The sequence below is a fragment of the Microbacterium aureliae genome, assembly GCF_054780155.1.
Window position 1 is genome coordinate 323,539 of sequence record NZ_BAAGWW010000002.1, and the last position, 25,405, is coordinate 348,943.

A 25,405-nucleotide genomic window follows, 5' to 3' on the forward strand; every position below is an offset into this window, starting at 1 on the left:
GGGGCCGGCCCGGTCTAGGGTGACAGCATGCGTGCGCGCGCCGCGACGGAGCCCGCCGGACTCCGGGCCGGCCGCGCCGACGTGCGCGTGACCGCGGCGCTGCTGTTCGCCCTGCCGCTGGCCGCCGAGGCCGCGTGGGTCATCGCGGTCGCTCCGCCGTCAGCCCTCGCCGTCACCGCGGTCCTCGCGGGGCTCGTCGTGCCGGTCGTCGCCTCGGTCGCGCTGCTGCGGCGCCGGCCTCCGGTGATCACGCCGGCCGACCGTGTCACGCTCGGCCGGGTCGCCCTGACCGGCGTGCTCGCCACGGCGACGGTGCTGATGCTCGCCGGCGACCTGCCTACCCGGACGTGGCTCGTCGCCGTCATCGTCGGAGTCGCCCTCGCGCTCGACGCCGTCGACGGCTACGTCGCCCGCCGAACCGGGACGTCCAGCGCCGCGGGCGCGCGGCTCGACATGGAGTCGGATGCCGCGCTGCTGCTCGTCCTCTCGGTGCTGGCCGCGCCGACGGTCGGCTGGTGGGTGCTCGCGATCGGCGCCATGCGCTACCTCTTCGTCGCCGCGGCGTGGGTGCGACCGCGGCTCGGCGGGGAGCTGGCGTTCAGCCAGTTCCGGCGGGTGGTCGCCGCCCTCCAGGGCATCGCGCTGCTCGTCGCGCTGCTGCCGATCGTGCCGGTCCCGCTCGCGGTGCTCGCGGTCGCCCTCGCGCTCGTTCTGCTCGTGGCGTCCTTCGGACGCGACGTCGTCACCCTCGAGCGGGGCGCTACGGCGCCGCCCGCCACCCGCGGAACCCGAATGGAGCGACCGTGAACCCGCCCCTGCATCCCCTGATCGTCCACGTGGCGGTCATCTTCGTTCCCGTGGCGACCCTGCTCGTCATCACAGCCGTCGCGTGGGCGCGCGTCCGCGTGCAGATCGGCGCCGTCGGTGCGGGCATGGCGCTCGCCGGAGCGGTGGCGTTCTTCATCGCGCACCGCACCGGCACCGCGCTCGCCGCCGTGGTCGGCACGCCCTACGAGCACATGGCGTGGGCGGACCCGGGACTCACGGCGGCCATCGTGTTCGGCGTGTTCGCGGGCGCCTGGTACGCGCTGCTCATCCTGTCGCGCCGGCCCCAGCCGCCGCGCCTCGCCGGGCAGGCCACGCGGTGGGCGGGCGTCCTCGCGGGTGTCGCCGGGCTGGTCGCGACGGTGTTCACGGTGCTGCTGGGACACACCGGAGCCTCGTCGGTGTGGCGCGGAGTCACCGTGGCGGGCCTCGAGGCCGGTCTGCGAGCGGGGGGCCTGTGACCACGGCATCCGTCACCGCCACGGCGTACTGGGCGACCGCACCCGGCCTCGGCGAGCTGCGCACCGAGCAGCTGCCCGCCCCGCGTGCCGGCGACGCGCTCGTCCGCACCCTGTACAGCGGGATCAGCCGCGGCACCGAGCTGCTCGTGCGGCGGGGCGAGGTCCCCCCGTCGCAGCGGGATCGCATGCGGGCGCCGTTCCAGGCCGGCGACTTCCCGTTCCCGGTGAAATACGGCTACCTCGCCGTCGGCGTCGTCGAGGACGGGCCCGCCGAGCTGATCGGCAGGCGGGTGTTCAGCCTGCATCCGCACCAGGACCGCTTCGTCGTCCCCGCCGACAGCCTGCTGCCGGTGCCCGACGACGTGCCCTCGCGCCGTGCCGTGCTGACCGGCGCCGTCGAGACCGCCCTGAACGCCCTGTGGGACGCACCGCCGTGCGCGGGCGACCGCATCGCCGTCGTCGGCGCGGGACTCGTCGGCGGCGCTGCGGCTCTGCTGCTGCGCCGCTACCCTCTCGCCCGCCTGCAGGTCGTCGACGCCGATCCCGCGCGGCGGGAGCAGCTGGCGGCGGTGGGTCTCGAGACGGTCTCTCCGGCGGATGCCGCGGCGGACTGCGACCTGGTCTTCCACGCGTCGGCGTCCGAGGCGGGCGCCGCGACCGCCCTGGCGCTGCTCGGCGACGACGCCGACCTGGTGGAGCTGTCGTGGTTCGGAGACCGCGCACCGCGCCTGCCCCTCGGCGAGGACTTCCACTCGCGCCGGCTGCGGATCATCGCGAGCCAGGTCGGCCGCGTCGGAGCCGCCCGCCGTCACCGCCGCGACCTCGCCGCACGTCGCGCCTTCGCGCTGTCGCTGCTCGCCGACGACGCCTTCGACGCGCTCATCGCGTCCGAGGTCGACTTCGCCGGCATCGACGCGGCGTTCGGCGACCTCGAGCGGGGCGCCGGCTGCGTCGCCGTCCGTTACCCCGGCGCCGGGGCGTGACGCGCGCGCGTGTGCGGGTGGCGGGGGCGGCCCGTCCGCTGCGCACCGCGTGTCCGCTGTGCGAACCACGGGATGCCGGGCGAGACCGGAGGCGACGTCCTCGGTATCGCGGCGGATCCCATGTCTCGACGAACCGGCCGGGCTCGGCTCCTCCACCCGTAGCCTGAGACGACGACCGAGAGGACACCGATGTTCGGCCTGACCGTCCGCGACCACATCATGATCGCCCACAGCCTTCCCGACGCGTTCTTCGGCCCCGCGCAGGGGCTGCACGGCGCGACCCTCGTCGTCGAGGCGACCTGGCGCCGGCGTGACCTCGACGCGCACAACGTCGTCCTCGACATCGGCGAGGCCGGCCGTCACCTGGGCGAGGTCCTGGGGCCGCTGCGCTACGCCAATCTCGACGAGCACGCCGCGTTCGCCGGAACCCTCAGCACGACCGAGGCCGTCGCCCGGCACATCGCCCACGGACTCGCCGACCGCGTCGTCGATGCGGGCATCGCGCGCATCGATGTGGTCGTCCGCGAGCATCCGGACGCGTGGGTGACCTATGAGCTCGACCTCCCCGCCCGCTGAGCCCCCGCCGACCGCATCTCGCGCGTTCCTCGTCCCGGGCGACCTCGGCGGTCCGAGCGGCGGCTCGCGCTACAACGCCCGCGTCCTCGGCGCCCTGCGCGCCGCCGACGTCGACGTGGCCGAGCGGACGCTCCCCGGCGCGTGGCCGCACCCCCGTCCGTCCGACCGCGCAGCGCTCGCCGGGGCGCTGCGCTCCGCGTCCGACGTGCTCGTGGACGGCATCGTCGCGTGCGCGGCTCCGCAAGAGATCACGGATGCCGTGGCCGCCGGCATCCGCGTATCGATCCTGGTGCACCTGCCCCTGCCTGCCGAGACCGGGCTCGACCCCGCCGAAGCCGACCGACTCGCCGCGGCCGAGCGGGCGGCGCTGGCCGCCGCGGACGCCGTCGTCTGCACGAGCGCGTGGGCGCGGGACGACCTGCGCGCGCGGTACGGCGTGGATGCCGTCGTCGTCGCGCCGGGCGTCGAGCCGGCTCCGCCCGCCGCCGGCAGCGATCCGGCCCACCTGCTGATCCTCGGCGCGCAGACCCCACGCAAGAACGCCGTCGTCGCCCTCGAGGCCCTCGCGCGCCTCACCGGTCGCGAGTGGACCGTCACGGTCGCCGGTCCCCGCGGCGCCGACCCCGCCTATGCGCGCGAGATCGATCGGGCGGCGGGGATCCTCGGGTCCCGCGCCGCCGTGCGGGGCGCCGTCGCCGGCGACGAGCTCGCGGAGCTCTGGCACCGAACCGACCTGCTGCTGCTGCCGTCCCGCGCCGAGACGTACGGCATGGTGGTGACCGAGGCGCTGGCCCGCGGCATCCCGAGTCTCGTCGCCTCGGGGACGGGTGCGGTCGAAGCCCTCGCCGCAGGCGCCGGGGGGAGCGACCTTCCCGGCGCGGCGCTGGATCCGCGGGACACGGGAGCGTGGGCGGACGCGATCGCGCGGTGGCTGGACGAGCCACCAATCCGTCACCGTTGGCGGAGCCGGGCCCTCTCGGCGCGGCTTAGACTCCGGACGTGGCCGGACGCAGCGAAGGAGCTCCAGGCGGCGCAGGGATGGTGACCCGCCCCGTCGCCGCCGACTGGCTGTCGCTGCGCCGTGCCGCCGACCATCGCGCGCGCGAGGCGACCGTGCCGTGGCTCGACGACATCGCCGCCACCCTCGCCGAAGAGGTCGTCACCGTCGTCGATGTGGGCGCGGGCACCGGCTCGAACCTCGCGTGGCTCGCTCCGCGGCTGCCGTTCCCGCAGCGGTGGGTCCTCGTCGATCACGACGCCGACCTCATGGATGCCGTCGACGCCGACGTGCCCGAGCGGGTCGTCGAGGTGACCCGGCGGGTCGCCGCACTCGACGAGCTCCCCGCGCTCGTTCCAGCGGGCGCCCCCGCCCTCGTCACGTGCGCCGCCCTGCTCGATCTGCTCACCCCCGACGACGCGCGGGTCCTCGCCGACGCGATCGTCCGCGCGAGGTCCGTGGCACTGCTGAGTCTCAGCGTCACCGGCGAGGTCGCGCTCGATCCGCCTCACGCGGCCGACACGGCGATCGCGGCCGCGTTCGACGCCCACCAGCGTCGCGACGGCATTCTCGGGCCGGATGCCGCCACCCACGTTGCCGGGCTGCTCCGCGACAGCGGCTGCCGTGTCGACGCGATCGACACCGCCTGGCAGCTCGACGCGGCCCGCGAGGCGCCGCTGCTGCGCCGCTACCTGACCGACCGCGCCCAGGCCGCCGTCGAGCACGACCCCGCACTCGCCGCCGTCGCCGCGGACTGGCTCGCCGCTCGGACGGCCGGCATCGACCGCGCCGGCCTGCGCGTCCGGGTCGGGCACACGGACCTGCGGTGCCTGCCCGCCTCGGCCGGGTCACGGCCGTGAGCGTCCTCGCCCGCGGGGGCAGGGCCGGCGCGCCGGGGACCCCCGATCGCGGCCGCCGCAGGCTCATCGTCGTCTCGCTCGCGCAGCTCGCGGTGACCGTGCTGCTGCTGGGGTTCATGGTGTGGCGGTGGGGGCCGGCCCCGATGGTCCACGCGATGTCGGCGCTGCCGTGGTGGATGTTCCCCGCGGGGCTCGCCCTGGGCGGGGTCGGCGTCGTCGCGCAGGCCCTGCGGTGGCGCACGGTCGCCCGCCATCACGCGATCCGCATCGGCGTCGGGCCGGCGGTCGCCCGCTGCTGGCAGGCGGCGTTCCTAAACAGCGTGCTCCCCGGAGGCCTCGCCGGCGACCTCGTCCGCGGCGCCGACGACTCCAGCGACGCCACCGTGTCGGCCGGACGCCGGGCCCTGGCGAGCGCGTTCGCCGCGATCGCCGCGGAGCGCCTCGTCGGCACCGCGGTCGTCTTCGCCGCCGCGACCGTCGCGCTCGTGCCGCTGTCGCTGCCGGGTGCGGCGGTGACTCTGACCGTGGCGATCGTGGCGGCCGCCGTCGCGTGGCGGTGGCTGCGCCCGCTGTCGCTCGGCGAGCTCGCCCTGGTCGTCGCCCTGTCGATCGTGGGGTGGGCGGCGTTCGCGGGGCTCTTCGTCCTCGCGATCCTCACACTGGCTCCCGCGGTGCCGCCCGGTCAGGTTCCGGCGCTGGCGTCCATCGCCATCGCCGGCATGTCCGTGCCGATCGGCGTCGGCGGGTGGGGGACCCGCGAGGCGGCGGCCGCGTGGGCGTTCGGCCTCGTCGGCCTCGCGCCGGGCCTGGGCGTGGCGGTGTCGGTGGGGTACGGCATCCTGGCGCTGTGGTCGACCGTGCCGGGAGCCGTCATCGTCGCGGCACGCCTCGCTCCGCGTGTTCGCGAGCTCCGCCGCGCGCGGTCACGCCGGCGGCTGCGCCGGGCCGAAGGCGAACTCGGTGCAGATGTCCTCGCCGAACGTGAAGCGGCGGACCCGGCCGCGTAGCGCGTCGGCGAGACGGTCCTCACCATCGAAGCGGATGCCGGGAATCCCGTCGCCGATGAGCATCGGCGATGTCGTGAGGTAGAGCCAGTCGAGCGCCCGAGCCTGCACGAACCTCGAGATCGTCAGGCCGCCGCCCTCGACGAGCACGCGCTCGAGGCCGCGCGCGGCGAGGACGTCGAGCAGCTCCCGCGGCGGGAGTTCGCGCACCCGGGGAAGGGGGAGGACCTCGACATGGCCGGCGAGATCGAGCGGGACGTCGGTGCCGGCATCCACGACCCAGACGGTGGGCGCCGCGCCGTCGGTGAGGACTCCCGATGCGTGCGGGATGCGCGCGTCGGGATCCAGGATCACGCGGGTGGGGTTCCGCCCGGCGACGGCGCGGACGGTCAGCCGCGGGTCGTCGTTGCGGACGGTACGCCACCCTATGACGACGGCGTCGACGAGGGCGCGCAGCCGGTGCAGGTGGCGGCGGTCCTCTTCGCCCGTGACGAAGCACGCGTCTCCCGTGCGCGCGGCGATGAATCCGTCCAGGCTCTGGCCGAGCTGGCCGATCGCGACGCGGCCCTCGGTGCGGACGAGGTGACCGTAGAGCGCGCAGATGTCGTCGTCGTCGGTGGTGTCACCCGCGAGGATGTGGCGCCACGTGCCGGCGTCCGGGTCGGCGGGCGCCCCAGACGGCGATGATCCTCCGTCGGTGGTGGGCGCCATCCTCCCAGGGTAGACCGGCAATGCCGTCGTGGGCCGGGCGGGCGGCGATTGTTCAGCGGTCGCTGTATAGTCTTCCGTGTGCTGACCGTGACCACACGCCTGGACGTCATGAACCGCCTCGGGCGGGCGATGGCGGATCCCACGCGCTCCCGCATCCTGCTGAGCCTGCTCGAGGCACCCGGCTACCCGGCCGAGCTCGCGGACTCGCTCGAGCTCACCCGGGCGAATGTGTCGAACCACCTGTCGTGCCTGCGCGGCTGCGGGCTCGTCGTCGCTACGCCCGAGGGTCGCCGCACCCGCTACGAGATAGCCGACCCGCACCTCTCGCAGGGTCTGCGGCAGCTGCTCGAGGCGGTCGTCGCGGTCGAGGACGGCATGCCCTGCGTCGACCCGGCGTGCGAGTGCCGCGCATGAGCGGCGCGGGGACCCGCGCCGGCGGAGGCCCACCGGTCGACAGCCGTCGCGGGGTGCATCAGCGCCGCATCCGCTGGATCGTCGCTGCGACCATCTCGTACAACGTGATCGAGGCGATCGTGGCGATCTCGGCCGGGACGGTGGCGTCGTCGGTCGCTCTGATCGGCTTCGGGCTGGATTCGACGATCGAGGTGCTGTCGGCCGCCGCCGTCGCCTGGCAGTTCACCCGGCGCGACCCCGAGCGGTGGGAGCGGCCGACACTGCGTGTCATCGCGGTGGCGTTCTTCGCGCTGGCGGCGTGGGTGTCTGCATCCTCTGTGCTGGCACTGACCGCGGGTGTCGAGGCCGAGCACTCTCCGGTCGGCATCGCGCTGACCGCGGTGAGCGTGGTGGCGATGCCGGTGCTGTCGTTCGTCGAGCGCCGGACGGGCCGCGAACTTGGCTCCGCCACCGCGGTCGCCGACTCGAAGCAGACGCTGATCTGCGCGTACCTGTCGGGTGCCGTGCTCGTGGGACTGTTGCTCAACAGCCTGCTGGGCTGGTGGTGGGTCGACCCGATCGCCGCTCTCGTCATCGCCGGCTTCGCCGTCCGCGAGGGCATCGAGGCGTGGCGGGGCGACGCGTGCGCGACGTCCGTGGGGATGCCGCTCGACGACGAGCACGACGGGCACGAGCACGACCGGCACGACCACGGCCCGCACGACCACGACGGGCGCTGACCCGGCAGCTCCCGCCGACGACGGCTGTCAGTCGTCCTTGTTCTTGCCCTTGCCTTTGCCCTTGTCGTCGCCGTTGTTGCCGCTGTTGTTGCCCGGCCCGCTGTTGTCGTTGCCGCCGTCGTCATCGCCGTCGTCGTCCGCCGGTGGTGCGGGCTCGGGTTCCGGCGTGGGCGTCGGCGTGGGGGTGGCCGTCGACGTCGGCGTCGGGGTTGTGGCGGGCGCCGGCGCGAGCGAGCCCGCCCACAGCACCGCGAGCACCACGCCGAGGACGAGCAGCAGCGCGATCGCGCCCGCGATGAGCGCCGCACGACGGGGCAATCCTCCCGAGCGCGTTCTCGCGGACGCCGGAGCCGCGCCCGCGGCAGCCGCGCCCGCGCGCTCTTCGAGGACGGTGGTGGCCTGGGTCGCTCCGGCGCCCGGTCCTGCGGCGGCGTTGGCGGCGGCGCCCGCCGCGGCGCCGATGCCCGCGGCCGCGACCGCGGCGGGCACAGCCGGAAGCGGCGGCATGCCCGAGGCGGCGAGCCCGGCGGGCATCACCCGCGTGACGGCGGTGTCCCGGCTACCGGGGGCACCGGCATCCGCTGATCTTGCCTGTTCGACGGCGAGGGCGACTTCGATCGCCGTGGGACGGTCCGCCGGGATCATGGCGGTCATGCGCCGCAGCAGATCGTGCCACGCCGGTGCGACGGTCTCGGGGATGACCGGGGGAGCGGCCAGTCGTGCGGTCACGGCGGCCATGCCCTCAGCGTCGCCGAACGCGCGGGAGCCGGTGAGCGCCTCGAGCAGCATGAGGCCGAACGCGTAGATGTCGGCCGACGGCGCGGGCGCGGCGCCGCGGGCCTGCTCGGGGGCGAGGTAGGCCATGGTGCCGACGATGAGGCCCGGGGTGGTGACGCGGTCGGAATCCAGCAGGTGCGCGATGCCGAAGTCCGCGAGCTTCGCCCGCCACTCCCGGTCGGGTCGCGGCGATGCCGAGAGCAGGACGTTGCCGGGCTTGATGTCGCGGTGGACGATCCCGGCGTCGTGGGCGTATTGCAGCGCCTCGGCGAGGTCGGTGGCGATGCCGGCGAGCTCGCGCGGCTCGACGGGGCCGCGGGCCATGAGGTCGCGCAGGGTGATGCCGTCGACGTACTCCATGACGAGGTAGCCGCCGGCGTCGTCGTCGATGCGCGCGTCGTACAGCGTGACGAGGGCGTGGTGGTTGAGTGAGGCCAGCAGCGTCGTCTCGGAGCGCGCGCGCTCGATGACCTGCAGGTCGCCGGACGGCCCGCGCAGCACCTTGATCGCGACGGTGCGGCCGAGTGCGGTGTCTTCGGCGCGGTACACGCGCGCCATTCCGCCCTCGCCGATCCGCTCGATGAGGCGGTAACGGCCGTCGAGGGTCTCTCCGGTGACGTGATCGGGGGGCAGACTCGCGTCGGTCATCTTCCTCCGTCCAGGCGCCGCGGGCGCGGCGGACGACCCTTCACGTTATCCCGCCCACCTGCGCTTGCGCCCGGCACTTGACAGCTCCGCGCGTGCCGGACCCCCTGTCTGTCTGGGTGACCGGATCACGTGATGCGTACGAGATCACCCGCTGCGGACCGGAAACAGCGGGTGCTTTGGTACGTATCACGTGATCTGGCCCGGGAAGCAGCCCCGACTGCGCCGAGCCGCATTCCGTCCCGCCCGGCGGCGGTGGCAGGCTGGTCGCATGCACATCGAGATCCTGCACATCGAGGAGTGCCCGAACTGGCGTGAGGCCGAGCGCCGAGTGCGCGACGCGGTCGGCGATCTCGGAATCGACGCCGACATCGCGGTGCGCCTCATCACGACGCCCGATGAGGCGGTCGCCGCGGGATTCGCCGGGTCGCCGACGATCCTGCTCGACGGCGCGGATCCGTTCGGCGGGGCTCCGACGGCCGATCTCGCCTGCAGGGTGTACGTCACCGAGACCGGCCTGGCCGGTCTGCCGTCGGTCACCGGGCTCAGCGAGGCGCTCGCCGCGCACAGATGACCGGATGCCGGCTCCCCGGCATCCGGTCACTTCCCCTCTTCTTGACCACCAGATCACGTGATCTGCACGAGATCACCCGGTACGGACCGGAAACACCGGGTGATCTCGTGCGCATCACGTGATCCGGACACCGAACGGGCGACCCGGTCACCGAAAGCCGAGCGTTCCGCGCGCCGCGAGAGGGGCAAACCGGGGGATGCTGGGGGGATGAAAGCCACGATCCTGTACGGCCCGCGCGACATCCGCGTCGAAGAGCGCGACCGCCCCGCCATCGAGCAGCCGACCGACGCCGTGATCAAGCTCGCCGCCGCGTGCGTGTGCGGATCGGACCTGTGGCCGTACCGCGGCGCGGACGCGGTGTCCGAGCCGCGCGCGATGGGACACGAATACTGCGGCACCGTCGAGCAGGTGGGTGACGAGGTCACCACGGTGAAGCCCGGCGACTTCGTCGTCGGTTCCTTCTTCGCCTCGGACGGCACGTGCGAGATCTGCCGCGCCGGCTACCACACCGGCTGCGTGCACCGGAAGGGCGTCGGCGGCTCGCAGGCCGAGTACATGCGCGTGGCGCTCGCCGACGGCACGCTCGTCGCCACGCCCGGTCAGCCCGACCCCGACCTGATCCCGTCGCTGCTGGCCGCATCGGACGTGCTCGGCACCGGCTGGTTCGCCGCCGTCGCCGCCGAGGCCGGACCGGGCAAGACCGTCGCAGTCGTCGGTGACGGCGCGGTGGGCCTCCTCGGTATCCTGGCCGCGAAGCAGCTGGGTGCCGAGCGCATCATCGCCATGTCGCGCCACGCCGACCGGCAGGCTCTCGCGCGCGAGTTCGGCGCCACCGACATCGTCGAGGAACGCGGCGACGAGGGCGTGGCCCGCATCAAGGAGCTCACCGACGGGCTCGGCGCCGACAGCGTGATCGAGGCGGTCGGCACGCAGGAGTCGATGACGCAGGCGATCCGCGCGACCCGCCCCGGCGGCCACGTCGGCTTCGTCGGCGTCTCGCACGACGTCTCGCTCGACGGCCGCGAGATGTTCATGTCGCTCGTCCACCTGCACGGCGGCCCCGCGCCGGTGCGTCGCTTCCTGCCCGAGCTCATCCAGCTCATCTGGGACCGCCGGATCGACCCCGGCCGCGTCTTCGATCTGCAGGTGCCCCTCGCCGACGCCGCCGAGGCGTACCGTGCGATGGACGAGCGCCGCGCCATCAAGGCGCTGCTGACCATGTGATCGGATGCCGGTGGGGCGCCGACGCGCGAGCCCACCGGCATCCCGAACCGAAGGAAGACCCCGATGCGCCACACGCCGCGCTTCCTGATGACCGACCCGGACGAGGTGCGCCGGCTCATCCGCCGGCACCCGTGGGCGACGTTCGTGTCGGCGGCGCGTACGGGGCTGGTCGCCTCGCACTATCCCGTGCTGCTCGATGAGGATGCCGACGGCATCGTCATCGTCAGCCACTTCGGCCGTCCGGACGAGGAGCTGCACGAGCTCGGAGAGCACGAGATGCTCGTGATCATCCAGGGCCCGCACGACTACGTCTCGCCCAGCTGGTATCCCGAGGGGCAGGTCGTGCCCACGTGGAACCACCTCACGGCACACCTGTACGGCACGCCCGAGGTGCTCGGCGAGGACGAGAACTACGCGATGCTCAGCCGGCTCACCGACCACTTCGAGAAGCATCACCCCGGCGGCCGCAGCCTCGCCGAGGACGAGGCGGGCACCCGCCGCATGGCGAGGGGGACGGTGGGCCTGCGGATGCGGGTGGACCGCTTCGACGCGCGCGCGAAGCTCAGTCAGAACAAGCCCGCCGAGGTCCAGGCGGACGTCGCCGCGCGGCTCGAAGGCACCAACCCCGAGCTTGCCGCCGAGATGCGGCGCGTGCAGGAGCGCTGACGGGGCGGTCCGCACCGGCATCCGTCGAGCGGCCATGATGGGGGGATGACAACGACGTCCTCCTCGGCGACGTCGGCCGATCCCGCCGACTTCGCCGCCGTGCAGGTCCACGAGACCGACGACCGACTGCACGCCGCGATCCGCCGGCCCGAGACCCGCAACGCCATCGACGCCGCACTCGTCGACGAGCTGCACCGCCTGTGCGACCACCTCGAGCGGAACCCGAAGATCCTGATCCTCTCGGGCACCGAGATCGACGGCAGGGGCTTCTTCGCGTCGGGCGCCGACATCGCGGAGCTTCGCGAGCGGCGGCGCGAGGACGCCTTGCGCGGCATCAATTCCGGTGTCTTCGAGCGCATCGCCCGCCTGCCGATGCCGGTGATCGCCGCGCTCGACGGCTACGCGCTGGGCGGCGGGGCCGAGCTGGCGTGGGCGGCGGACTTCCGCGTCGCCACGACCCGCGTGCGCATCGGCCAGCCCGAGGTGGGCCTCGGGATCCTTCCCGCCGCCGGAGCCCTGTGGCGGATCGCGGAGCTCGCCGGCCTCGACACCGCGCGCCGCCTCGTCCTGGCCGGGCACTCGCTCACCGCGGACGAGGCGCTCGCCCGCGGTCTCGTCACCTCGCTGCACGAGCCGGCCGAGCTGCTCGACGCCGCAGACGCCCTCGCCGACGACATCGCCCGGCAGGACCCCCTCGCCGTCCGCCTCGGCAAGCAGCTGCTCGCGATGCCCCGCGACGCGCACCCGGCCGTCGACAACATCGCCCAGGCGATCCTGTTCGAGTCCGACGCCAAGTTCGAGCGGATGCAGTCCTTCCTCGACCGCCGGAACACCCGAGGGGACCGCGCGTGACGGCGGTCGGTTCCGGCGGCGGGGCGTCTTCGGGGGCCGCGTCGGGGGTGGCTTCTTCGGTGCCCGCAGCGGGCTATGGCGGCGCGGAGTCAGGGGTGCAGGCGGGGATGCCGGCGCGGGTGCCGTCAGGGGTGCCGGCGCGGGTGCCGGCGCGGGTCGGCGTGCTCGGCGGTGGGCGCATGGGAGCCGGCATCGCCCACGCCTTCCTCGTGTCCGGCGCCGCCGAGGTCGTCGTCGTCGAGCGGGACGAGGCCTCGGTGGCCGCCGCGCGCGAGCGCATCGACACCGACCTGCGCCGCACGCGGGAACGCGCCGCGGCAGCCGTTGCGCCGCCGACCCAGGGGATTCCCGCCGAGACCGGGGGCGACGGCATCCGTCTCGCCGCGAATCCCATGGCTCGCGAGCCGAACGCACTCGGCGAGCCCCACACGCCCGGCGAGCCGAACGCACCCGGCGAGCCCCACACGCCCGGCGAGACCCACGCACCCGCGCCCACCCTCACCGTCACGATCGATCTCGCCGCGTTCGCCGGGTGCGGGCTGGTGGTCGAGGCGGTGCCCGAAGATTTCGCGCTCAAGACCGAGGCGCTCGCGCGCATGGCGCGGCACGCGGGCCCAGACGCGTGGCTGGCCACGAACACGTCGTCGCTGTCGGTGACGGCGCTCGCCGCGGGGCTGGAGCGCCCCGAGCGGCTCTGCGGGCTGCACTTCTTCAACCCGGTCCCGGCGTCGAAGCTCGTCGAGGTCGTCGTCGCCGAGCAGACCGCGGACGAGCTCGTCGCCCGCGCCCGCGAGTGGGTCGCTGCCCTCGGCAAGACGGCCGTCGTCGTGAAGGACGCCCCCGGGTTCGCGTCGTCGCGGCTCGGGGTGGCGATCGGGCTCGAGGCGATCCGCATGGTCGAGGAGGGCGTCGCCTCGCCCGAGGACATCGACGCGGCGATGGTGCTCGGCTACCGCTTCCCGATCGGGCCGCTCGCCCTCACCGACATCGTCGGACTCGACGTCCGCCTTGGCATCGCCGAGTATCTCGCCGCCGAGCTCGGCCCCCGCTTCGAGCCGCCGCAGCTGATGCGCGACATGGTCGCCCGCGGCGACCTGGGCCGCAAGAGCGGGCGCGGCTTCTACACCTACGGGTAAGGTCGACGGATGCCGTCAGCCCTGGTCACCGGCGCCGCGCGCGCCGACAGCATCGCCGGCGCCGGCATCGTCCCGCGCTTGCGCGCGGAAGGATGGCAGGTCGTGACGAGCGACCTCGCCGACGCCGACCACCTCGCGGACCTGTCCACCCCCGAGGGGCCCGAGGACCTCATCGCCGAGGTGGTGCGCGACCACGGCCGCATCGACGCACTGATCCTCAGTCATGCCCACGACGTCGAGAGCGGCATCCTGGACACCACCGCCGAGAGCTTCGACCGGCACGTCGCCGTCAACGCCCGTGCGTCGCTGCTGCTGATCGCCGCGTTCGCGCGGCAGGTGGGGCCGGACGGCGGGGCGGTCGTGGCTCTCACGAGCGACCACACCACCGGCAACCTGCCGTATGGGGCGTCCAAGGGCGCCCTCGATCGCCTGGTGATCTCGGCCGCGCGCGAACTCGGTCCGCTGGGGATCTCGGCGAACGTGCTGAACCCCGGACCGATCGACACCGGGTGGATGGACGACGGAACGCGCGCGCACCTGCAGCCGCTGCATCCGCTCGGCCGTTTCGGCACGCCCGACGACATCGCGGCGTTCGTGGCGTTCCTGATCTCGCCCGAGGGCCGGTGGATCTCGGGTCAGCTGCTGCACAGCGACGGCGGGTTCTCGGCGCGGTACTGAACGAAGCCTCAGGCCAGGTCGGCGATGACGGCGCGGGCGACGCGGTCGCCCGAGACCAGCGCCCCCTGGATCGACGCGGTGTCGCGGTGATCGCCCGCGACGTAGAGCCGCTCGGCGACGCGGGCGGGAGTCGTCGTCCGCAGCGGCGGCGTCTGGGCGGGCAGGGCGTCGCGGATGTCATCGCGCCGCAGCAGCCGCCACGTCGCGGCGGCGGGTCCCCACAGCTCGGCGAGCTGGCGGCGGACGTCGGGCTCGCGCGGGGCGTGCTCCGGGTCCGGCGGCAGCAGGCACGTCGCCTGCGCGAGGTGGCGGCCGGGCGGGGCGTAGGACGGCACCGTCCGGGACATCACGGCGGTGTTCACGATCGGACCCGCGCGACGTCCGTCGACGGTGAGAAGAGCGGATGCCGGAGCCCCGGCATCCGCGTCGAACCACCAGGTCTGCAGCCCACGCATCGCCGGCGTGTCCAGGCCGAGCAGTGCGGCGGCCGCCCGCGGGTCGGCCGCGACGACCGCAGCATCGGCGTGGAGGGTGTCGCCGGACTCGACGTCGACGCCCCGCGCGGTCGCGCGCACGGCGTCGACGCGTGCGTTCAGGCGGAACTCGACCCCGGCGGCCTCGGCGCGGCGGGCGAGCTGGGCGGGCAGGGCGGCGATGCCCGCGGCGGGAAGCCCCGGGCGCCCGAGCGCGAACATCCGCACGAGCAGGCGCGCGAATGCGTCGGACGTGGCCCCGGTGTCGTCGGCGACGACCCCCGCGAGGAACGGCTCGAGCACCTCGGTGCGAAGCGGCCCGGTGAACCCGGCGCGATCCCACGCCTCGGCGAGCGTGGTGTCGCGCCCGGCGATGACCGCCTTCGGCCGCAGCACGGCGGGCACCGCCCACCTGGCCAGGGCGACCAGATCACGTGATCCGGTCAGCCCGCTGGCGAGTGTCATCGGGATGCGGGTGGGATGGCGGAGCGGATGGGCGAGCGCGACCGTGCGATCGGTGCGCCGCACCCGCACGCCGACGGGGAAAGCCCGCAGGTCGAGCGCGCCGACGTCCACCCACCGGCGCACGGCGGGATAGGCCGGGTTCAGCACCTGGAACCCGCGATCCAGCAGGAACCCGTCCACGCGGTCGGTGCGCTGCCGGCCGCCCACGCGGTCGGCGGCCTCGAGCACCGTCACGCGGCACCCGTGCTCGGCCAGCCGCAGGGCGCACCTCAGGCCCGCGAGGCCCGCGCCGACCACGACGACGTGCCGGCCGGGGGCGCGGGCGGGGGACGCGGCATCCGTCACGCTTCTCACGCTAGGCCCCGCGTCGCCCCGCAGGCGCGGTCAGATCTCGGTGCGCAGGTCGGTCGGGCCGGCGTCCTCGAGGCTGGACGAGGCGGCGGGGTCGTCCTCGGGCGCGAGGTCGCCCTGGCCGTCCTCGCCGAGCTCGGCCTCGAGCGGGTCCTCGCCCTGGGTGTCGGGCTGATCGAGGTCGCCGGCGTGCGTGTCGACGGCGGGGATCTCGCTGACGTCGACGCCGTCGGTCTCGGAGGCGAGCGGCTCGACGATCACGTCGTCGTCGGGATCGATGCTGGAATCGCGGTTCATGATTCTCCTTCGCTGTCCCGCCCAGCCTCGCCGAGGCACTCGCCCCCCGCATCCCGTTGACGCCCGCCCCCCGACCGGCTAGGTCCGCGGGTGGCCGGGTGCCACCGCCGCGCTTCCGGGCCTCGCGGGTCCGGCCGGGCCCTCACCGCGCGCTCGCATCCGCTCGCGCGCCGGCTAGGAGAAATGGTGCTGGTGAGGTAACCCGGGGCGAGGTTGATCCTTTCGAGTGCGCATCTCCTATCCGGGGGTGAGGGGGGCCGCCCCACCGCGCGCGGCGACGCCCTCGTACGATGGGCGGGGGAGGGATGCCGGTGACTCACCAGATCCGCATCGTGTACTGCACGCAGTGCAACTGGATGCTGCGCGCGGCGTGGGTGGCGCAGGAGCTGCTGACCACGTTCCAGGACGAGCTCACCGGTGGCGGGGTCACCCTCGAGCCCGGCACCGGCGGCATCTTCGAGATCCACGCGGACGGCGAGCGGGTGTGGTCGCGGGCCGATAACGGCGGCTTTCCCGACATCGTCGCCCTCAAGCGCCTGGTCCGCGACCGGATCGCGCCCGGTCGCGTCCTCGGTCACGCCGACCGCGCCGCGCGCCGCTGAACCCCGCCGCCGAAGCCCGCCGCTGAAGCCCGCCGGCGAAGCCCGCCGCTGAAGCCCGCCGGCGCCGACCCCGGCGACGTGCCGAACCGCGAGTCAAGGGATTCCCCGCGAGACCGGGGGCGACGGCATCCGTCTCGCCGCGAATCCCCTGGCTCGGCGCCGACCCCGACCCCGCCGCAGCCGACCGCCGACCCGCTGCCGACCCAACCCCGACCCCGGCTCAGCCCACGCGCACCACGATCTTGCCGCGCGTGTGTCCCTGCTCGAGTGCGCGGTAGGCCTCGACCGCGCGCTCGAGCGGGTACGTGCCGCTGCGCTCGACACGCAGGTCGCCGGCCGCGGCGAGTTCCGCCAGGTGGGCGAGCTGACCGGCATCCGGCCTCACCCACACGTACTGCCCGCCGTACTCGGTGCGCGCACGCGGGTCGGCGATCGACACCAGGCGCCCGCCGGAGCGCAGCAGCGCGGGCGTCGAGTCGAGCGAGTCCCCGCCCGCGAAGTCGAGGACGACGTCGAAGCCCTCCGGAGCGAGCGCCCGCGCGGCATCCGCCAGCCCTTCGCCGTAGGCGACCGGCTCGGCGCCGAGCGAGCGCAGGTAGTCGTGGTTGCCGGGCGACGCGGTGCCCACCACGCGGGCGCCCGCGCGGACGGCGAGCTGCACGGCGAACGAGCCGACACCGCCGGCGGCCCCGTGGATCAGCACGGTCTCGCCGCGCGTCAGCCCCGACCGCTCCACGCTCTGCAGCGCGGTCAGCCCCGTGAGCGGGATCGCCGCGGCGTCCTCGAAGGACAGACCGGCGGGCTTGCGGGCGGCCGTCCGCACCGGCACGGCCACGTATTCGGCGAGCGTCCCGTTGCGCACGACGTCGGCGCGCGCGTACGCGAGCACCTCGTCCCCGGCCTCGAACTCGGGGGTGTCGAGCCCGGGCTTCTCGACGACGCCGGCGACGTCCCAGCCCGGAACCGCCGGCAGGTGCGTGTCGATGAGCCCCTGCAGGTACCCCTCGCGGACCTTGTAGTCGACCGGATTGATCCCCGCGGCCACCACGCGGACCAGCATCGTGTCCGGACCGATGTGGGGCGGATCGATCTCGGTGAGCTCGAAGCGGTCAGCGCCGCCGAATTCGCGATAGACGAGTGCCTTCATGCCGGGGCCCAACGGGTCGCCGTCCCGTCATATTCCGGATGCCGCCCGCACGAGGACGATGATGGAGCAATGGATGCCGTGCCCTCCGCCCTGACCGAGATGCCCGCACCGCAGTTCGTGATGTCGGCCGAGGGCCACCGCATCGCGACCTATACGTGGGGCGACGACGACGCCGAACCCGTGCTCTGCGTCCACGGCTTCTCGTCCAGTTGCCGCGACAACTGGGTGAGCACCGGGTGGGTCCGCGACCTGCTGCGCGCGGGCTTCCGCGTCATCGGCGTGGACCAGCGCGGTCACGGCGCGAGCGACAAGCCGCACGAGCCCGGCGACTACTCCATGCGCGCGCTCGTCGCCGACCTCCACGTGGTCCTCGACACCTACCTCATCGACACGGTCCGCTACGCCGGCTACAGCCTGGGCGCGCGCGTCGGCTGGCAGTTCGCGGTCGATGCGCCCGAGCGGGTGTCGCGGGCGGTGCTCGGCGGCATCCCCGATGGCCGTCCCCTCGCGCGGCTGCAGCTGGAACAGGCCCGCGCCTACGCCGACCACGGAACCCCCGTAGAGGACCAGGTCACGCGCAACTACATCACCCTCGCCGAGCGGGTGTCGGGCAACGACCTGCGCGCGCTCGTGGCGCTCGGCGAGGGCATGCGAGAGGGCGACGCCGACCCGGATCCGCAGAACCCGCCGCTGCAGCCGGTCCTCTTCGCGACCGGAAGCGACGACGCCATCCTCGAGCGCTCACGCGGCCTGGCCGCCGCGACCCCGAACGGCAGCTTCGTCGAGGTCCCCGACCGCCACCACTTCAACACCCCGGGCTCGCGCGTCTTCCGCCAGCGCGCCGTGGAGTTCCTGCAGCAGGGTTGACGCCGTTCGCGGTCACAGGCGCGGGTGGCGACGGATGCCGTCATCCCGGCGCTGCGCCCGCTGCGCGAGTTGACGCGGTTTGCGGTCACCGGGGCCGGTGATGACGGATGCCGTCAACCCGGCAGCCCGCGCGCCCGCGGGGTTGACGCCGTTCGCGGTCAACGGCCGCCGTAGCCGCAGACGCCGTCAACCCGCGCCCGACCTGCCGCACCACCCCACGACCTAGACTGGAACGGTCCCCGACACCCCCGCAGGAACCCCCGTGAGCCCTGATTCCGCCCCCCGCACGTTCGACGTGCGCCACGTGCAGCTGGCGCGCGCCCTGTTCGCGGCGATCGCGGCGATCATGATCACGTTCTCGTCGGACCACTCCGCCGCCGTCGGACTCGCCGTCTTCAGCGGCTTCGCGGTGGCGACGGGATTGGTGTGGATGCTGTCGCTCTGGCTCGTGTACCCCGCGGGCCGCCGGTGGCCCGCGCTGGTCCTGGGCCTTCTCGCCCTGGTCGCCGGCATGGTGAGCGGCGTCCCGAGCGCGCGCACCGTCGCCGGATTCTTCGCGGTCGTGATCGCGTGGGCGGTCCTGAGCGGACTGGTCGAGGCGCTCGCCGCCTGGCGCGAACTCCGCCGCCGGCCCGCCCCCGCCACGCACCCCGCCGCAGCGCACGAAACCGCCGCGACCCCGCAACCGGCGCCCCCCGCACCCCGCCGCGGCTATGTCGCCCCGTGGGTCGGCCCGGCCGGCGAGGCCCCGCCCGCACCCCGCGCCGAGTCGCGCGACGCCCTGACCGCAGGCATCCTGACACTCGTCCTCGCCGCCGGCACGCTCGCCGTCCCCGCGGGGTTCTCGCTGGACTACACGATCGCCGAGGCCGGATCCTTCACCCTCACCGGGATCACGATCGCCGTCGGCGTCTTCGGCGGATACGCCGCCGTGCTCGCCGTCTACCTCGGCATCGCCGCGTTCTCGCCGCGCCCCGGCGCGGCGCAGCCGGCCGACCCCGCTCTCATCGCCGCCGACCCGAAGGATCCCTCGTGACCGATCGCCCCACCCGCCGCGACCTCATGAAGCCCGTCCAGCTGATCGGACTCGCCTTCGCCGCCGCCGCGTTCGCGGGGGTCGTGACGCTCGTGTCGATGGGCTTCTTCCAGGGCGGCTCCGCCGAGCAGATGCAGAACGCCGTCGTCCTGGCGCTGGTCGTCGGCGGCATCTCGTTCATCGCGGTGCTGCTGATCATGGCGCTGCTGCTGCTCGCCGTCGACCCGGCGCAGGTCGCCAAGACCATCGACCGTCCCGTCCTGCTGCCCGACGAGAAGACCGGAGAAGGCGAAACGGATGCCGGCAGCGCCGGCACCCGTTCGCCCTAGCTCTCAGGCGTCGAGGGTCACGCCCCGAACCCGACGCGGTCGACCCGGCGGTGGAACCGCATGCCCGCCAGCCCACCCAGGATCGCGGCGATCAGGGTGATCACGGCGGCGCCGACGGCGGTCAGGATGCCGGTGGTGGTGGCGGTCTCGGCCGTCACGGGGATCCGCGGGAAGCTGTCGAGGTTGGCCAGCACGTCCCACTCGCTGCCGGCGATCACGGTGATGACCGCGACGACGATGGCGATGACGACCGCCCACAGCCACACGGCGACGCCCTGCTTGACGCCGTCGAAGCGGGCCATGCGCCCGGCGACATATCCGCCGGCGAAGTAGGCGATGAACAGCACCAGCGCGATCGCGATGGCGCCGATGATGGTGGCGGCGCCGAGGTTGTCGGCGGCGGCCTGGGCGGCGTCGTCGACGGCTTCGGGTGCGCCGAGTCCCAGTGCGCCGCCGATCGCGGCGACGAGGGCGGTCAGCAGGACGACTGCGCCCATGGCGGTCAGCCAGCCGAAGAAGGCGGAGCCGAACTTGAAGCCGCCGAACCGCTCGTGCTCGCGGCGCAGCACATCGTCGCGGACGACGGCGGCCTGCTCGGCGCGCACGGCCTCTCGGTCGTCGGCGCGCGAGTCGTAGGCGCGCGTCACGGGCTCGTCGTGGACGACGCGGCGGTCGTCGTGCACGACCCCGTGTTCATCGCGGACAACCCCGTGTTCGTCTCGCACGACCCCGTGCTCATCACGGACGACTCCGCGGTCGTCGCGGACGACATCGCGGTCGTCTCTGACGACGCCGTCGTCGCGCACGGGTCGGTCGGCTCGGTTCGATGCGTCGGCGTTCATGTTCGAAAACTATCGACGCGCCCTCGCCCCCTCAGCCCCGTTGCGGTGGGGCCGCGGGGGGCGTACCCTGTCGCCCCCCGCCGACCCGGATCAGTCCGCGTCAGCGACCAGCTGCGACGCCAGACCGGTGTACGAGGCGGGCGTCAGCGCGATGAGGCGCTCCTTCGCGGCATCCGAGATATCGAGCCCGCGCACGAACTCGGCGAGCTCGGCGGCTCCGACGCGGCGCCCGCGCGTGAGGTCCTTCAGCAGCGCGTACGGGTCCGTGATGGCGGAGTTCCCGGCGGTGATCTCGGCGCGGACGACCGTCTGGATCGCCTCGGCGAGCACCTCCCAGTTCGCGTCGAGATCGGCGTCGAGCACAGGCTGCGCGAGCGAGACCTCGCCGAGGCCGCGGTTCAGGTTGTCCAGCGCGAGCAGGGAGTGCCCGAACGCGACTCCGATGTTGCGCTGCGTCGTGGAGTCGGTGAGGTCCCGCTGCAGCCGTGAGGTCACCAGCGTCGAGGCGAGCGTGGTGAGCAGGCCGCCCGCGATCTCGAGGTTCGCCTCGGCGTTCTCGAACCTGATCGGGTTGATCTTGTGCGGCATCGTCGACGAGCCGGTCGCTCCGGCGACGGGGATCTGCGAGAAGAACCCCAGCGAGATGTAGGTCCACATGTCGGTGGCGAGATTGTGCAGGATGCCGCCGGCGTGACGCACCCGGTCGTACAGCTCCACCTGCCAGTCGTGCGATTCGATCTGGGTGGTCAGCGGGTTGAACCCGAGGCCCAGCGACTCGATGAACTCGCGCGAGACCAGCGGCCAGTCGACCTTCGGGTCCGCGGCCAGGTGCGCCGACCAGGTTCCGGTCGCGCCCGAGAACTTCGCCAGATAGTCGGATGCCGCCACCTGGGCCGCGACGCGCTCGAGCCGCGACGCGAACACGGCGAGCTCTTTGCCCATCGTGGTGGGCGTGGCCGGCTGGCCGTGGGTGCGCGAGAGCATCGCGGCATCGCGGTGGGTGTGCGCCATCGTGCGCAGCGTCGCGACGACCTGGCGGAGCTTCGGCAGCCACACGTCGTGGACGGCGCGCTTGACCGTCAGCGCGTACGCCGTGGAGTTGATGTCCTCGCTCGTGCACGCGAAGTGGGTGAGTTCGGCGATGCCGTCGAGTTCGAGCTCCGACAGCCGGTCCCGCACGAGGTACTCGACGGCCTTGACGTCGTGGCGGGTGACCGCCTCCTTCTGGGCGAGCCAGTCGATCTCGGCCTGCCCGAAGTCGAGGTAGAGCACCCTCAGGCGGTCCTTCTGCACGTCGCTGAGCGGCGAGGTGCCGAACAGGTACCGGTCGGTGAGGGCGATCAGCCACTCGACCTCGACCTCGACGCGCGCCCGGTTCAGGCCTGCTTCGGACAGGTACTCGGCCAGCGGCGAGACCGCCGTGCGGTAGCGGCCGTCGAGCGGGCTCAGGGGCTGCGGGGGAAAAGGGGTCACGGTGCTCCGTTCGCGGGGTGCGCGGCGCGGCGCCCGGCGGGTCACACCGCCGGACGGATCGCCGGCTCGAGCTGCCGGAAGAGGGCCCGGCTCGCGCTCTCGATCATAGCGAGGACCTCGTCGAACATCCGGGGCCCGGCGTAGTACGGGTCGGGCACGTCGAGGACCGGCGCGTGCGGGTCGAACGACATCAGCAGCGCGATCTTGTCGGCGTCGGACTCGTCCGCCGCCCAGCCGTGCAGGATCCGCTCGTGGCTGCGGTCCAGCGCCACGACCAGGTCGCTGCGCGTGAAGTCCTGCGGGGTGAACTGCCGTGCGCGGTGGTGCGCGCCGTCGTACCCGCGGCGCGTGAGCGCCTCGATCGTGCGCTCGTCGGCACGCTCGCCCACATGCCAGTCACCCGTGCCCGCGCTGCTGGAGGCCACCCGCGAGCCCAGGCCCGCGGCATCCGCCATTCTGCGGAAGACCACGTCGGCCATGGGGGAGCGGCAGATGTTGCCGGTGCAGACGAACACGACGCGGAAGGGCGCGACGGCGTCGACAGTCATGATCTCCATTGTGTCCATCCGGAGCCGGAAGTTCACGAAACTCTCATCTTGCGTCCCTCACGGGGTGTCGCACGGCTCGCTTAGCGTGGCCGAGGGGGTCGGTCGGCCTCCGTTCCCACAAGGAGGATCCGTGCACCGTCCTGCCCGAAAGGCCGCCGTCGTCGCCACGGCAGCCGCTCTCGCCACGACCGCGCTCGTGGCGCCGGCCGCCTCAGCGGCCGAGCCCCGCGTCGTCATCAACGAGTTCTCGGCCTCGACGGCCGGCACCGACGTCGAATACATCGAGCTGCTGGCCACTGGCGGCGCGACCGTCGCCGGCTACTCGGTGCTGCAGATCGAGGGCGACAACGGCTCGCCGACGGGGGCGGTCGACTCGGTCACGACCTTCCCGGCCGCCGGCGCGGACGGGCGCTCGACGGCGGAGCTCGCCGCCAACACCCTCGAGAACGGAACGATCAGCCTGCTGCTGGTCACCGGCACCGCCCCCGCGCGCGGCACCGACATCGACGTCGACAACGACGGCGTGGTCGACGCGGGCCTCGCCTTCACCGTCGTCGACGCGATCGCCGTCAACGACGGCGGGGCCGGCGACCTGACCTACGGCGGCACGACGCTCGGCGTCGCGTACGACGGGCTGTCCTTCGCGCCTGGAGGTGCCAGCCGCATCCCCGACGGCACCGACACCGACGCCGCGTCGGACTGGGTGCGCAACGACTTCGACCTGGCCGGCATCCCCGGCTTCGCGGGCACGCTGGTCGCCGGCGAGGCGCTGAACACCTCGGGCGCCGTGAACGCGACCGAGGTCACCACCGACCCCGGCGGCGTCGCCGACTGCGACGCCGCGGTCGTCACCATCGGCTCGGTGCAGGGCTCCGGCGCCGCCTCGCCGGTCGCCGGCAGCACGGTGCGCGTCGAGGGCGTCGTCACCGGCGACTTCCAGGTCGGCGGCTTCAACGGCTACTACGTGCAGGATGCCGGTGACGGCGACCCCGCCACGTCCGACGCCGTCTTCGTCTACGCCCCCGCCGGCGCCGCCGTCGAGCCCGGCGACGCCGTGCACGTGGTCGGGAAGGTCAGCGAGTTCAACCAGCTGACCGAGATCACCGCCGACGACGTCGCGGTCTGCGGCACCGCCGAGCTGCCCGCGGCGACCGAGCTGACGCTGCCGGCCGCGCCCGAGGTCTACGAGCCGCTCGAGGGCATGCGGGTCGTCCTGCCGCAGACGCTGTCGATCTTGGAGTACTTCGAGTTCGCCCGCTACGGCACCATCGACGTCGGCCTCGACCGGCAGATGACCCCGACCGCGGTCTACGAGCCCGGTTCGGACGAGGCGGCGCAGCTGCTGGAGCGGAACCTTCTCGAGCGCATCACGATCGACGACGGCCGCAGCATCCAGAACCCCGACCCGGCGATCCACCCGAACGGCGAGATGTTCGGCCTCGAGAACACCTTCCGCGGTGGCGACACGGTCACCGATGTCACCGGCATCCTGGACTACCGCTTCGGCACATGGGCGATCCAGCCCACGCAGGGCGCCGTCTACGACGCCGCGAACCCGCGTCCCGAGGTGCCCGAGGTGGGCGGTGACGTGACGGTGGCGAGCTTCAACGTGCTCAACTACTTCACGACGCTGACCTCGCAGAGCTCCGCGGCCCGCGGCGCGGACACCGCCGAGGAGTTCGACCGCCAGGAGGCCAAGATCGTCGCCGCCCTGAGCGAGATCGACGCCGACGTGTTCGGTCTCATCGAGATCGAGAACAACGGCACCGCCGTCGCGACCCTGACGCAGGCGCTCAACGACAAGCTCGGCGCGGACGTGTACGACTACATCGAGACCGGGCGCATCGGCACCGACGCGATCACGACGGCGCTTGTCTACAAGCCCGCCACCGTCGAGCCCGTCGGGGACTTCGCGCTGCTGGACGGCTCCGTCGACTCCCGCTGGCTCGACACCAAGAACCGCCCGGCGCTGGCTCAGACGTTCGCGGACGTGGAGTCCGGCGAGACGGTCACCGTCGTGGTCAACCACCTGAAGTCCAAGGGCTCCTCGTGCGCCGACGTCGGCGACCCCGACACCGGCGACGGCCAGGCCAACTGCGCCGGCGTGCGCACGGCGGCCGCCGAAGCGATGGTCGACTGGCTCGCCGGCGACCCGACCGGGCAGGGCGCGGGACGCGAGCTCGTCATCGGCGACCTCAACTCCTACGACAAGGAGGACCCGATCGACGCGCTGGTGGCCGGGGGCTACTCCGACCTGCTCTTGGAGTACCAGGGCGAGAACGCCTACTCGTACGTCTTCGACGGGCAGCTGGGCTACCTCGACTACGCACTGGCGGGCACCGGCCTGACCGAGGACGTGACGGGTGCCGCCGTGTGGCGCATCAACGCCGACGAGCCGAGCCTGCTCGACTACGACATGTCGTTCAAGCTGCCGGCGCAGGACGCGATCTTCGCGCCCGACCCGTTCCGCTCGAGCGACCACGACCCGGTGCTCGTGGGCCTCGACCTGACCGCCCCCGATGTGACGGCGCCGACCATCACGGCGACCGCCTCGCCGTCGGCGATCTTCCCGCCCGACAACGGTGAGCGCGAGGTGACGATCACCGTCGAGGCCGCCGACGACAGCGGCGAGGTCTCGGTGGAGCTGGCCGGGACCACCGCCACCGGATCGAAGAAGGCCGCGATCCGCCGGATCGACGACACCACCTTCGCGATCGTGGCGGCCAACAAGGCGAACTACACGTTCACCTACACGGCGACGGACGCCGCGGGCAACACCGCGACCGCGACCGCGACGGTGGTCGTGAAGGCGCCCTACGGCATGCGCTGATCCACCGCGAGGAGCGACGTCTCCTCCCCAGTCCGAGCCGCGG

At 73.6% G+C, this 25,405-nt stretch carries 29 protein-coding genes; 20 read left to right on the top strand and 9 right to left on the bottom strand.

Features of this window, described 5'->3' with window-relative positions:
- The first annotated feature begins 27 nt into the window (after positions 1-27).
- The 7 genes from ACYVF4_RS07550 to ACYVF4_RS07580 all read left to right on the top strand — a co-directional run bounded on the left by ACYVF4_RS07550 (position 28) and on the right by ACYVF4_RS07580 (position 5,709).
- Complete coding sequence (locus ACYVF4_RS07550) at positions 28-807, top strand: CDP-alcohol phosphatidyltransferase family protein (protein ID WP_460721348.1); 780 nt, start codon at positions 28-30, stop codon at positions 805-807.
- Positions 804-1,286 (top strand): hypothetical protein, encoded by a 483-nt coding sequence (locus ACYVF4_RS07555; RefSeq protein WP_460721350.1) that lies wholly within the window; start codon positions 804-806, stop codon positions 1,284-1,286. Before ACYVF4_RS07550 ends, ACYVF4_RS07555 begins: the two co-directional genes overlap by 4 nt.
- A complete protein-coding gene (locus ACYVF4_RS07560; protein WP_460721352.1) occupies positions 1,283-2,269 on the top strand; it encodes a zinc-dependent alcohol dehydrogenase in 987 nt (328 codons plus the stop codon). Before ACYVF4_RS07555 ends, ACYVF4_RS07560 begins: the two co-directional genes overlap by 4 nt.
- A 189-nt stretch (positions 2,270-2,458) precedes the next feature.
- Complete coding sequence (locus tag ACYVF4_RS07565; RefSeq protein ID WP_460721355.1) at positions 2,459-2,845, top strand: 6-pyruvoyl trahydropterin synthase family protein; 387 nt, start codon at positions 2,459-2,461, stop codon at positions 2,843-2,845.
- Positions 2,820-3,890, top strand: a complete 1,071-nt coding sequence (locus ACYVF4_RS07570; RefSeq protein WP_460721357.1) for a glycosyltransferase family 4 protein — start codon at positions 2,820-2,822, stop codon at positions 3,888-3,890. Before ACYVF4_RS07565 ends, ACYVF4_RS07570 begins: the two co-directional genes overlap by 26 nt.
- Positions 3,884-4,702 carry a class I SAM-dependent methyltransferase gene (locus tag ACYVF4_RS07575; protein WP_460721359.1) on the top strand — a complete coding sequence of 273 codons (819 nt, stop codon included), beginning with the start codon at positions 3,884-3,886 and terminating at the stop codon, positions 4,700-4,702. The genes ACYVF4_RS07570 and ACYVF4_RS07575 overlap by 7 nt, the downstream gene beginning before the upstream one ends.
- A complete protein-coding gene (locus ACYVF4_RS07580) occupies positions 4,669-5,709 on the top strand; it encodes a lysylphosphatidylglycerol synthase transmembrane domain-containing protein (RefSeq protein WP_460721361.1) in 1,041 nt (346 codons plus the stop codon). The genes ACYVF4_RS07575 and ACYVF4_RS07580 overlap by 34 nt, the downstream gene beginning before the upstream one ends.
- Here the strand turns inward: ACYVF4_RS07580 and ACYVF4_RS07585 are convergent.
- On the bottom strand, positions 5,626-6,417 hold the full coding sequence (locus ACYVF4_RS07585) for a RibD family protein (RefSeq protein ID WP_460721362.1): 792 nt from the start codon (positions 6,415-6,417) through the stop codon (positions 5,626-5,628). The genes ACYVF4_RS07580 and ACYVF4_RS07585 overlap by 84 nt on opposite strands.
- 78 nt (positions 6,418-6,495) lie before the next feature.
- Here ACYVF4_RS07585 and cmtR point away from each other — a divergent pair, with 78 nt between their 5' ends.
- Together cmtR and ACYVF4_RS07595 are read left to right on the top strand one after the other, a co-directional pair.
- The gene (gene cmtR / locus ACYVF4_RS07590) at positions 6,496-6,831 is read left to right on the top strand and encodes a Cd(II)/Pb(II)-sensing metalloregulatory transcriptional regulator CmtR (protein ID WP_460721364.1); all 336 of its coding nucleotides are present in this window, start codon (positions 6,496-6,498) and stop codon (positions 6,829-6,831) included.
- Positions 6,828-7,550, top strand: coding sequence for a cation transporter (locus ACYVF4_RS07595; protein ID WP_460721366.1), 723 nt, complete (start codon positions 6,828-6,830; stop codon positions 7,548-7,550). The genes cmtR and ACYVF4_RS07595 overlap by 4 nt, the downstream gene beginning before the upstream one ends.
- Before the next feature lie 27 nt (positions 7,551-7,577).
- On the opposite strand, the gene ACYVF4_RS07600 is transcribed toward ACYVF4_RS07595, so the two are convergent.
- Positions 7,578-8,975: a serine/threonine-protein kinase gene (locus ACYVF4_RS07600; protein WP_460721368.1), complete on the bottom strand. Its 1,398-nt coding sequence runs from the start codon at positions 8,973-8,975 to the stop codon at positions 7,578-7,580.
- 268 nt (positions 8,976-9,243) lie between these two features.
- On the opposite strand from ACYVF4_RS07600, the gene ACYVF4_RS07605 reads away from it, so the two are divergent.
- From ACYVF4_RS07605 to ACYVF4_RS07630, 6 genes are all read left to right on the top strand, one after another.
- Positions 9,244-9,546: a thioredoxin domain-containing protein gene (locus tag ACYVF4_RS07605; protein ID WP_460721370.1), complete on the top strand. Its 303-nt coding sequence runs from the start codon at positions 9,244-9,246 to the stop codon at positions 9,544-9,546.
- Between the two features lie 207 nt (positions 9,547-9,753).
- Positions 9,754-10,770 carry a zinc-dependent alcohol dehydrogenase family protein gene (locus tag ACYVF4_RS07610; RefSeq protein ID WP_460721372.1) on the top strand — a complete coding sequence of 339 codons (1,017 nt, stop codon included), beginning with the start codon at positions 9,754-9,756 and terminating at the stop codon, positions 10,768-10,770.
- Between the two features lie 63 nt (positions 10,771-10,833).
- Positions 10,834-11,436 carry an FMN-binding negative transcriptional regulator gene (locus ACYVF4_RS07615; RefSeq protein ID WP_460721374.1) on the top strand — a complete coding sequence of 201 codons (603 nt, stop codon included), beginning with the start codon at positions 10,834-10,836 and terminating at the stop codon, positions 11,434-11,436.
- A 45-nt stretch (positions 11,437-11,481) separates the two neighbouring features.
- Positions 11,482-12,288, top strand: a complete 807-nt coding sequence (locus ACYVF4_RS07620) for an enoyl-CoA hydratase/isomerase family protein (RefSeq protein WP_460721376.1) — start codon at positions 11,482-11,484, stop codon at positions 12,286-12,288.
- 107 nt (positions 12,289-12,395) lie between these two features.
- Positions 12,396-13,424: a 3-hydroxyacyl-CoA dehydrogenase family protein gene (locus ACYVF4_RS07625; protein WP_460723070.1), complete on the top strand. Its 1,029-nt coding sequence runs from the start codon at positions 12,396-12,398 to the stop codon at positions 13,422-13,424.
- Positions 13,425-13,433: 9 nt separating this feature from the next.
- Positions 13,434-14,102: an SDR family oxidoreductase gene (locus ACYVF4_RS07630; RefSeq protein ID WP_460721378.1), complete on the top strand. Its 669-nt coding sequence runs from the start codon at positions 13,434-13,436 to the stop codon at positions 14,100-14,102.
- Positions 14,103-14,110: 8 nt separating this feature from the next.
- Here the strand turns inward: ACYVF4_RS07630 and ACYVF4_RS07635 are convergent, their stop codons facing one another.
- Entirely contained in the window at positions 14,111-15,385 is a 1,275-nt protein-coding gene (locus ACYVF4_RS07635; RefSeq protein WP_460721379.1) for an NAD(P)/FAD-dependent oxidoreductase, read from the bottom strand.
- 39 nt (positions 15,386-15,424) lie between these two features.
- A complete protein-coding gene (locus ACYVF4_RS07640) occupies positions 15,425-15,688 on the bottom strand; it encodes a hypothetical protein (RefSeq protein ID WP_460721381.1) in 264 nt (87 codons plus the stop codon).
- A 305-nt stretch (positions 15,689-15,993) separates the two neighbouring features.
- Here ACYVF4_RS07640 and ACYVF4_RS07645 point away from each other — a divergent pair, with 305 nt between their 5' ends.
- Complete coding sequence (locus ACYVF4_RS07645) at positions 15,994-16,290, top strand: Rdx family protein (protein ID WP_460721382.1); 297 nt, start codon at positions 15,994-15,996, stop codon at positions 16,288-16,290.
- Between the two features lie 220 nt (positions 16,291-16,510).
- On the opposite strand, the gene ACYVF4_RS07650 is transcribed toward ACYVF4_RS07645, so the two are convergent.
- Positions 16,511-17,437: an NADP-dependent oxidoreductase gene (locus ACYVF4_RS07650; protein WP_460721384.1), complete on the bottom strand. Its 927-nt coding sequence runs from the start codon at positions 17,435-17,437 to the stop codon at positions 16,511-16,513.
- Between the two features lie 69 nt (positions 17,438-17,506).
- Between ACYVF4_RS07650 and ACYVF4_RS07655 the strand changes: the two genes are divergently transcribed.
- Positions 17,507-18,304: an alpha/beta fold hydrolase gene (locus tag ACYVF4_RS07655; protein ID WP_460721386.1), complete on the top strand. Its 798-nt coding sequence runs from the start codon at positions 17,507-17,509 to the stop codon at positions 18,302-18,304.
- Between the two features lie 12 nt (positions 18,305-18,316).
- Here ACYVF4_RS07655 and ACYVF4_RS07660 read toward each other — a convergent pair whose 3' ends face one another.
- The gene (locus ACYVF4_RS07660; RefSeq protein ID WP_460721388.1) at positions 18,317-18,466 is read right to left on the bottom strand and encodes a hypothetical protein; all 150 of its coding nucleotides are present in this window, start codon (positions 18,464-18,466) and stop codon (positions 18,317-18,319) included.
- Positions 18,467-18,566: 100 nt separating this feature from the next.
- Between ACYVF4_RS07660 and ACYVF4_RS07665 the strand changes: the two genes are divergently transcribed.
- Both ACYVF4_RS07665 and ACYVF4_RS07670 read left to right on the top strand, forming a co-directional pair.
- Positions 18,567-19,340 carry an acyl-CoA synthetase gene (locus tag ACYVF4_RS07665; RefSeq protein ID WP_460721390.1) on the top strand — a complete coding sequence of 258 codons (774 nt, stop codon included), beginning with the start codon at positions 18,567-18,569 and terminating at the stop codon, positions 19,338-19,340.
- Positions 19,337-19,669 (top strand): amino acid transporter, encoded by a 333-nt coding sequence (locus ACYVF4_RS07670; RefSeq protein ID WP_460721392.1) that lies wholly within the window; start codon positions 19,337-19,339, stop codon positions 19,667-19,669. Before ACYVF4_RS07665 ends, ACYVF4_RS07670 begins: the two co-directional genes overlap by 4 nt.
- A 17-nt stretch (positions 19,670-19,686) precedes the next feature.
- Here ACYVF4_RS07670 and ACYVF4_RS07675 read toward each other — a convergent pair whose 3' ends face one another.
- The 3 genes from ACYVF4_RS07675 to ACYVF4_RS07685 all read right to left on the bottom strand — a co-directional run bounded on the left by ACYVF4_RS07675 (position 19,687) and on the right by ACYVF4_RS07685 (position 22,532).
- The gene (locus ACYVF4_RS07675; protein WP_460721394.1) at positions 19,687-20,511 is read right to left on the bottom strand and encodes a hypothetical protein; all 825 of its coding nucleotides are present in this window, start codon (positions 20,509-20,511) and stop codon (positions 19,687-19,689) included.
- Between the two features lie 90 nt (positions 20,512-20,601).
- Positions 20,602-21,984, bottom strand: coding sequence for an adenylosuccinate lyase (gene purB / locus ACYVF4_RS07680; protein ID WP_460721396.1), 1,383 nt, complete (start codon positions 21,982-21,984; stop codon positions 20,602-20,604).
- Between the two features lie 41 nt (positions 21,985-22,025).
- Complete coding sequence (locus ACYVF4_RS07685) at positions 22,026-22,532, bottom strand: low molecular weight protein-tyrosine-phosphatase (RefSeq protein ID WP_460721398.1); 507 nt, start codon at positions 22,530-22,532, stop codon at positions 22,026-22,028.
- 130 nt (positions 22,533-22,662) lie between these two features.
- On the opposite strand from ACYVF4_RS07685, the gene ACYVF4_RS07690 reads away from it, so the two are divergent.
- Positions 22,663-25,362 (top strand): ExeM/NucH family extracellular endonuclease, encoded by a 2,700-nt coding sequence (locus ACYVF4_RS07690; protein WP_460721400.1) that lies wholly within the window; start codon positions 22,663-22,665, stop codon positions 25,360-25,362.
- The last annotated feature ends 43 nt before the right edge of the window (positions 25,363-25,405 follow it).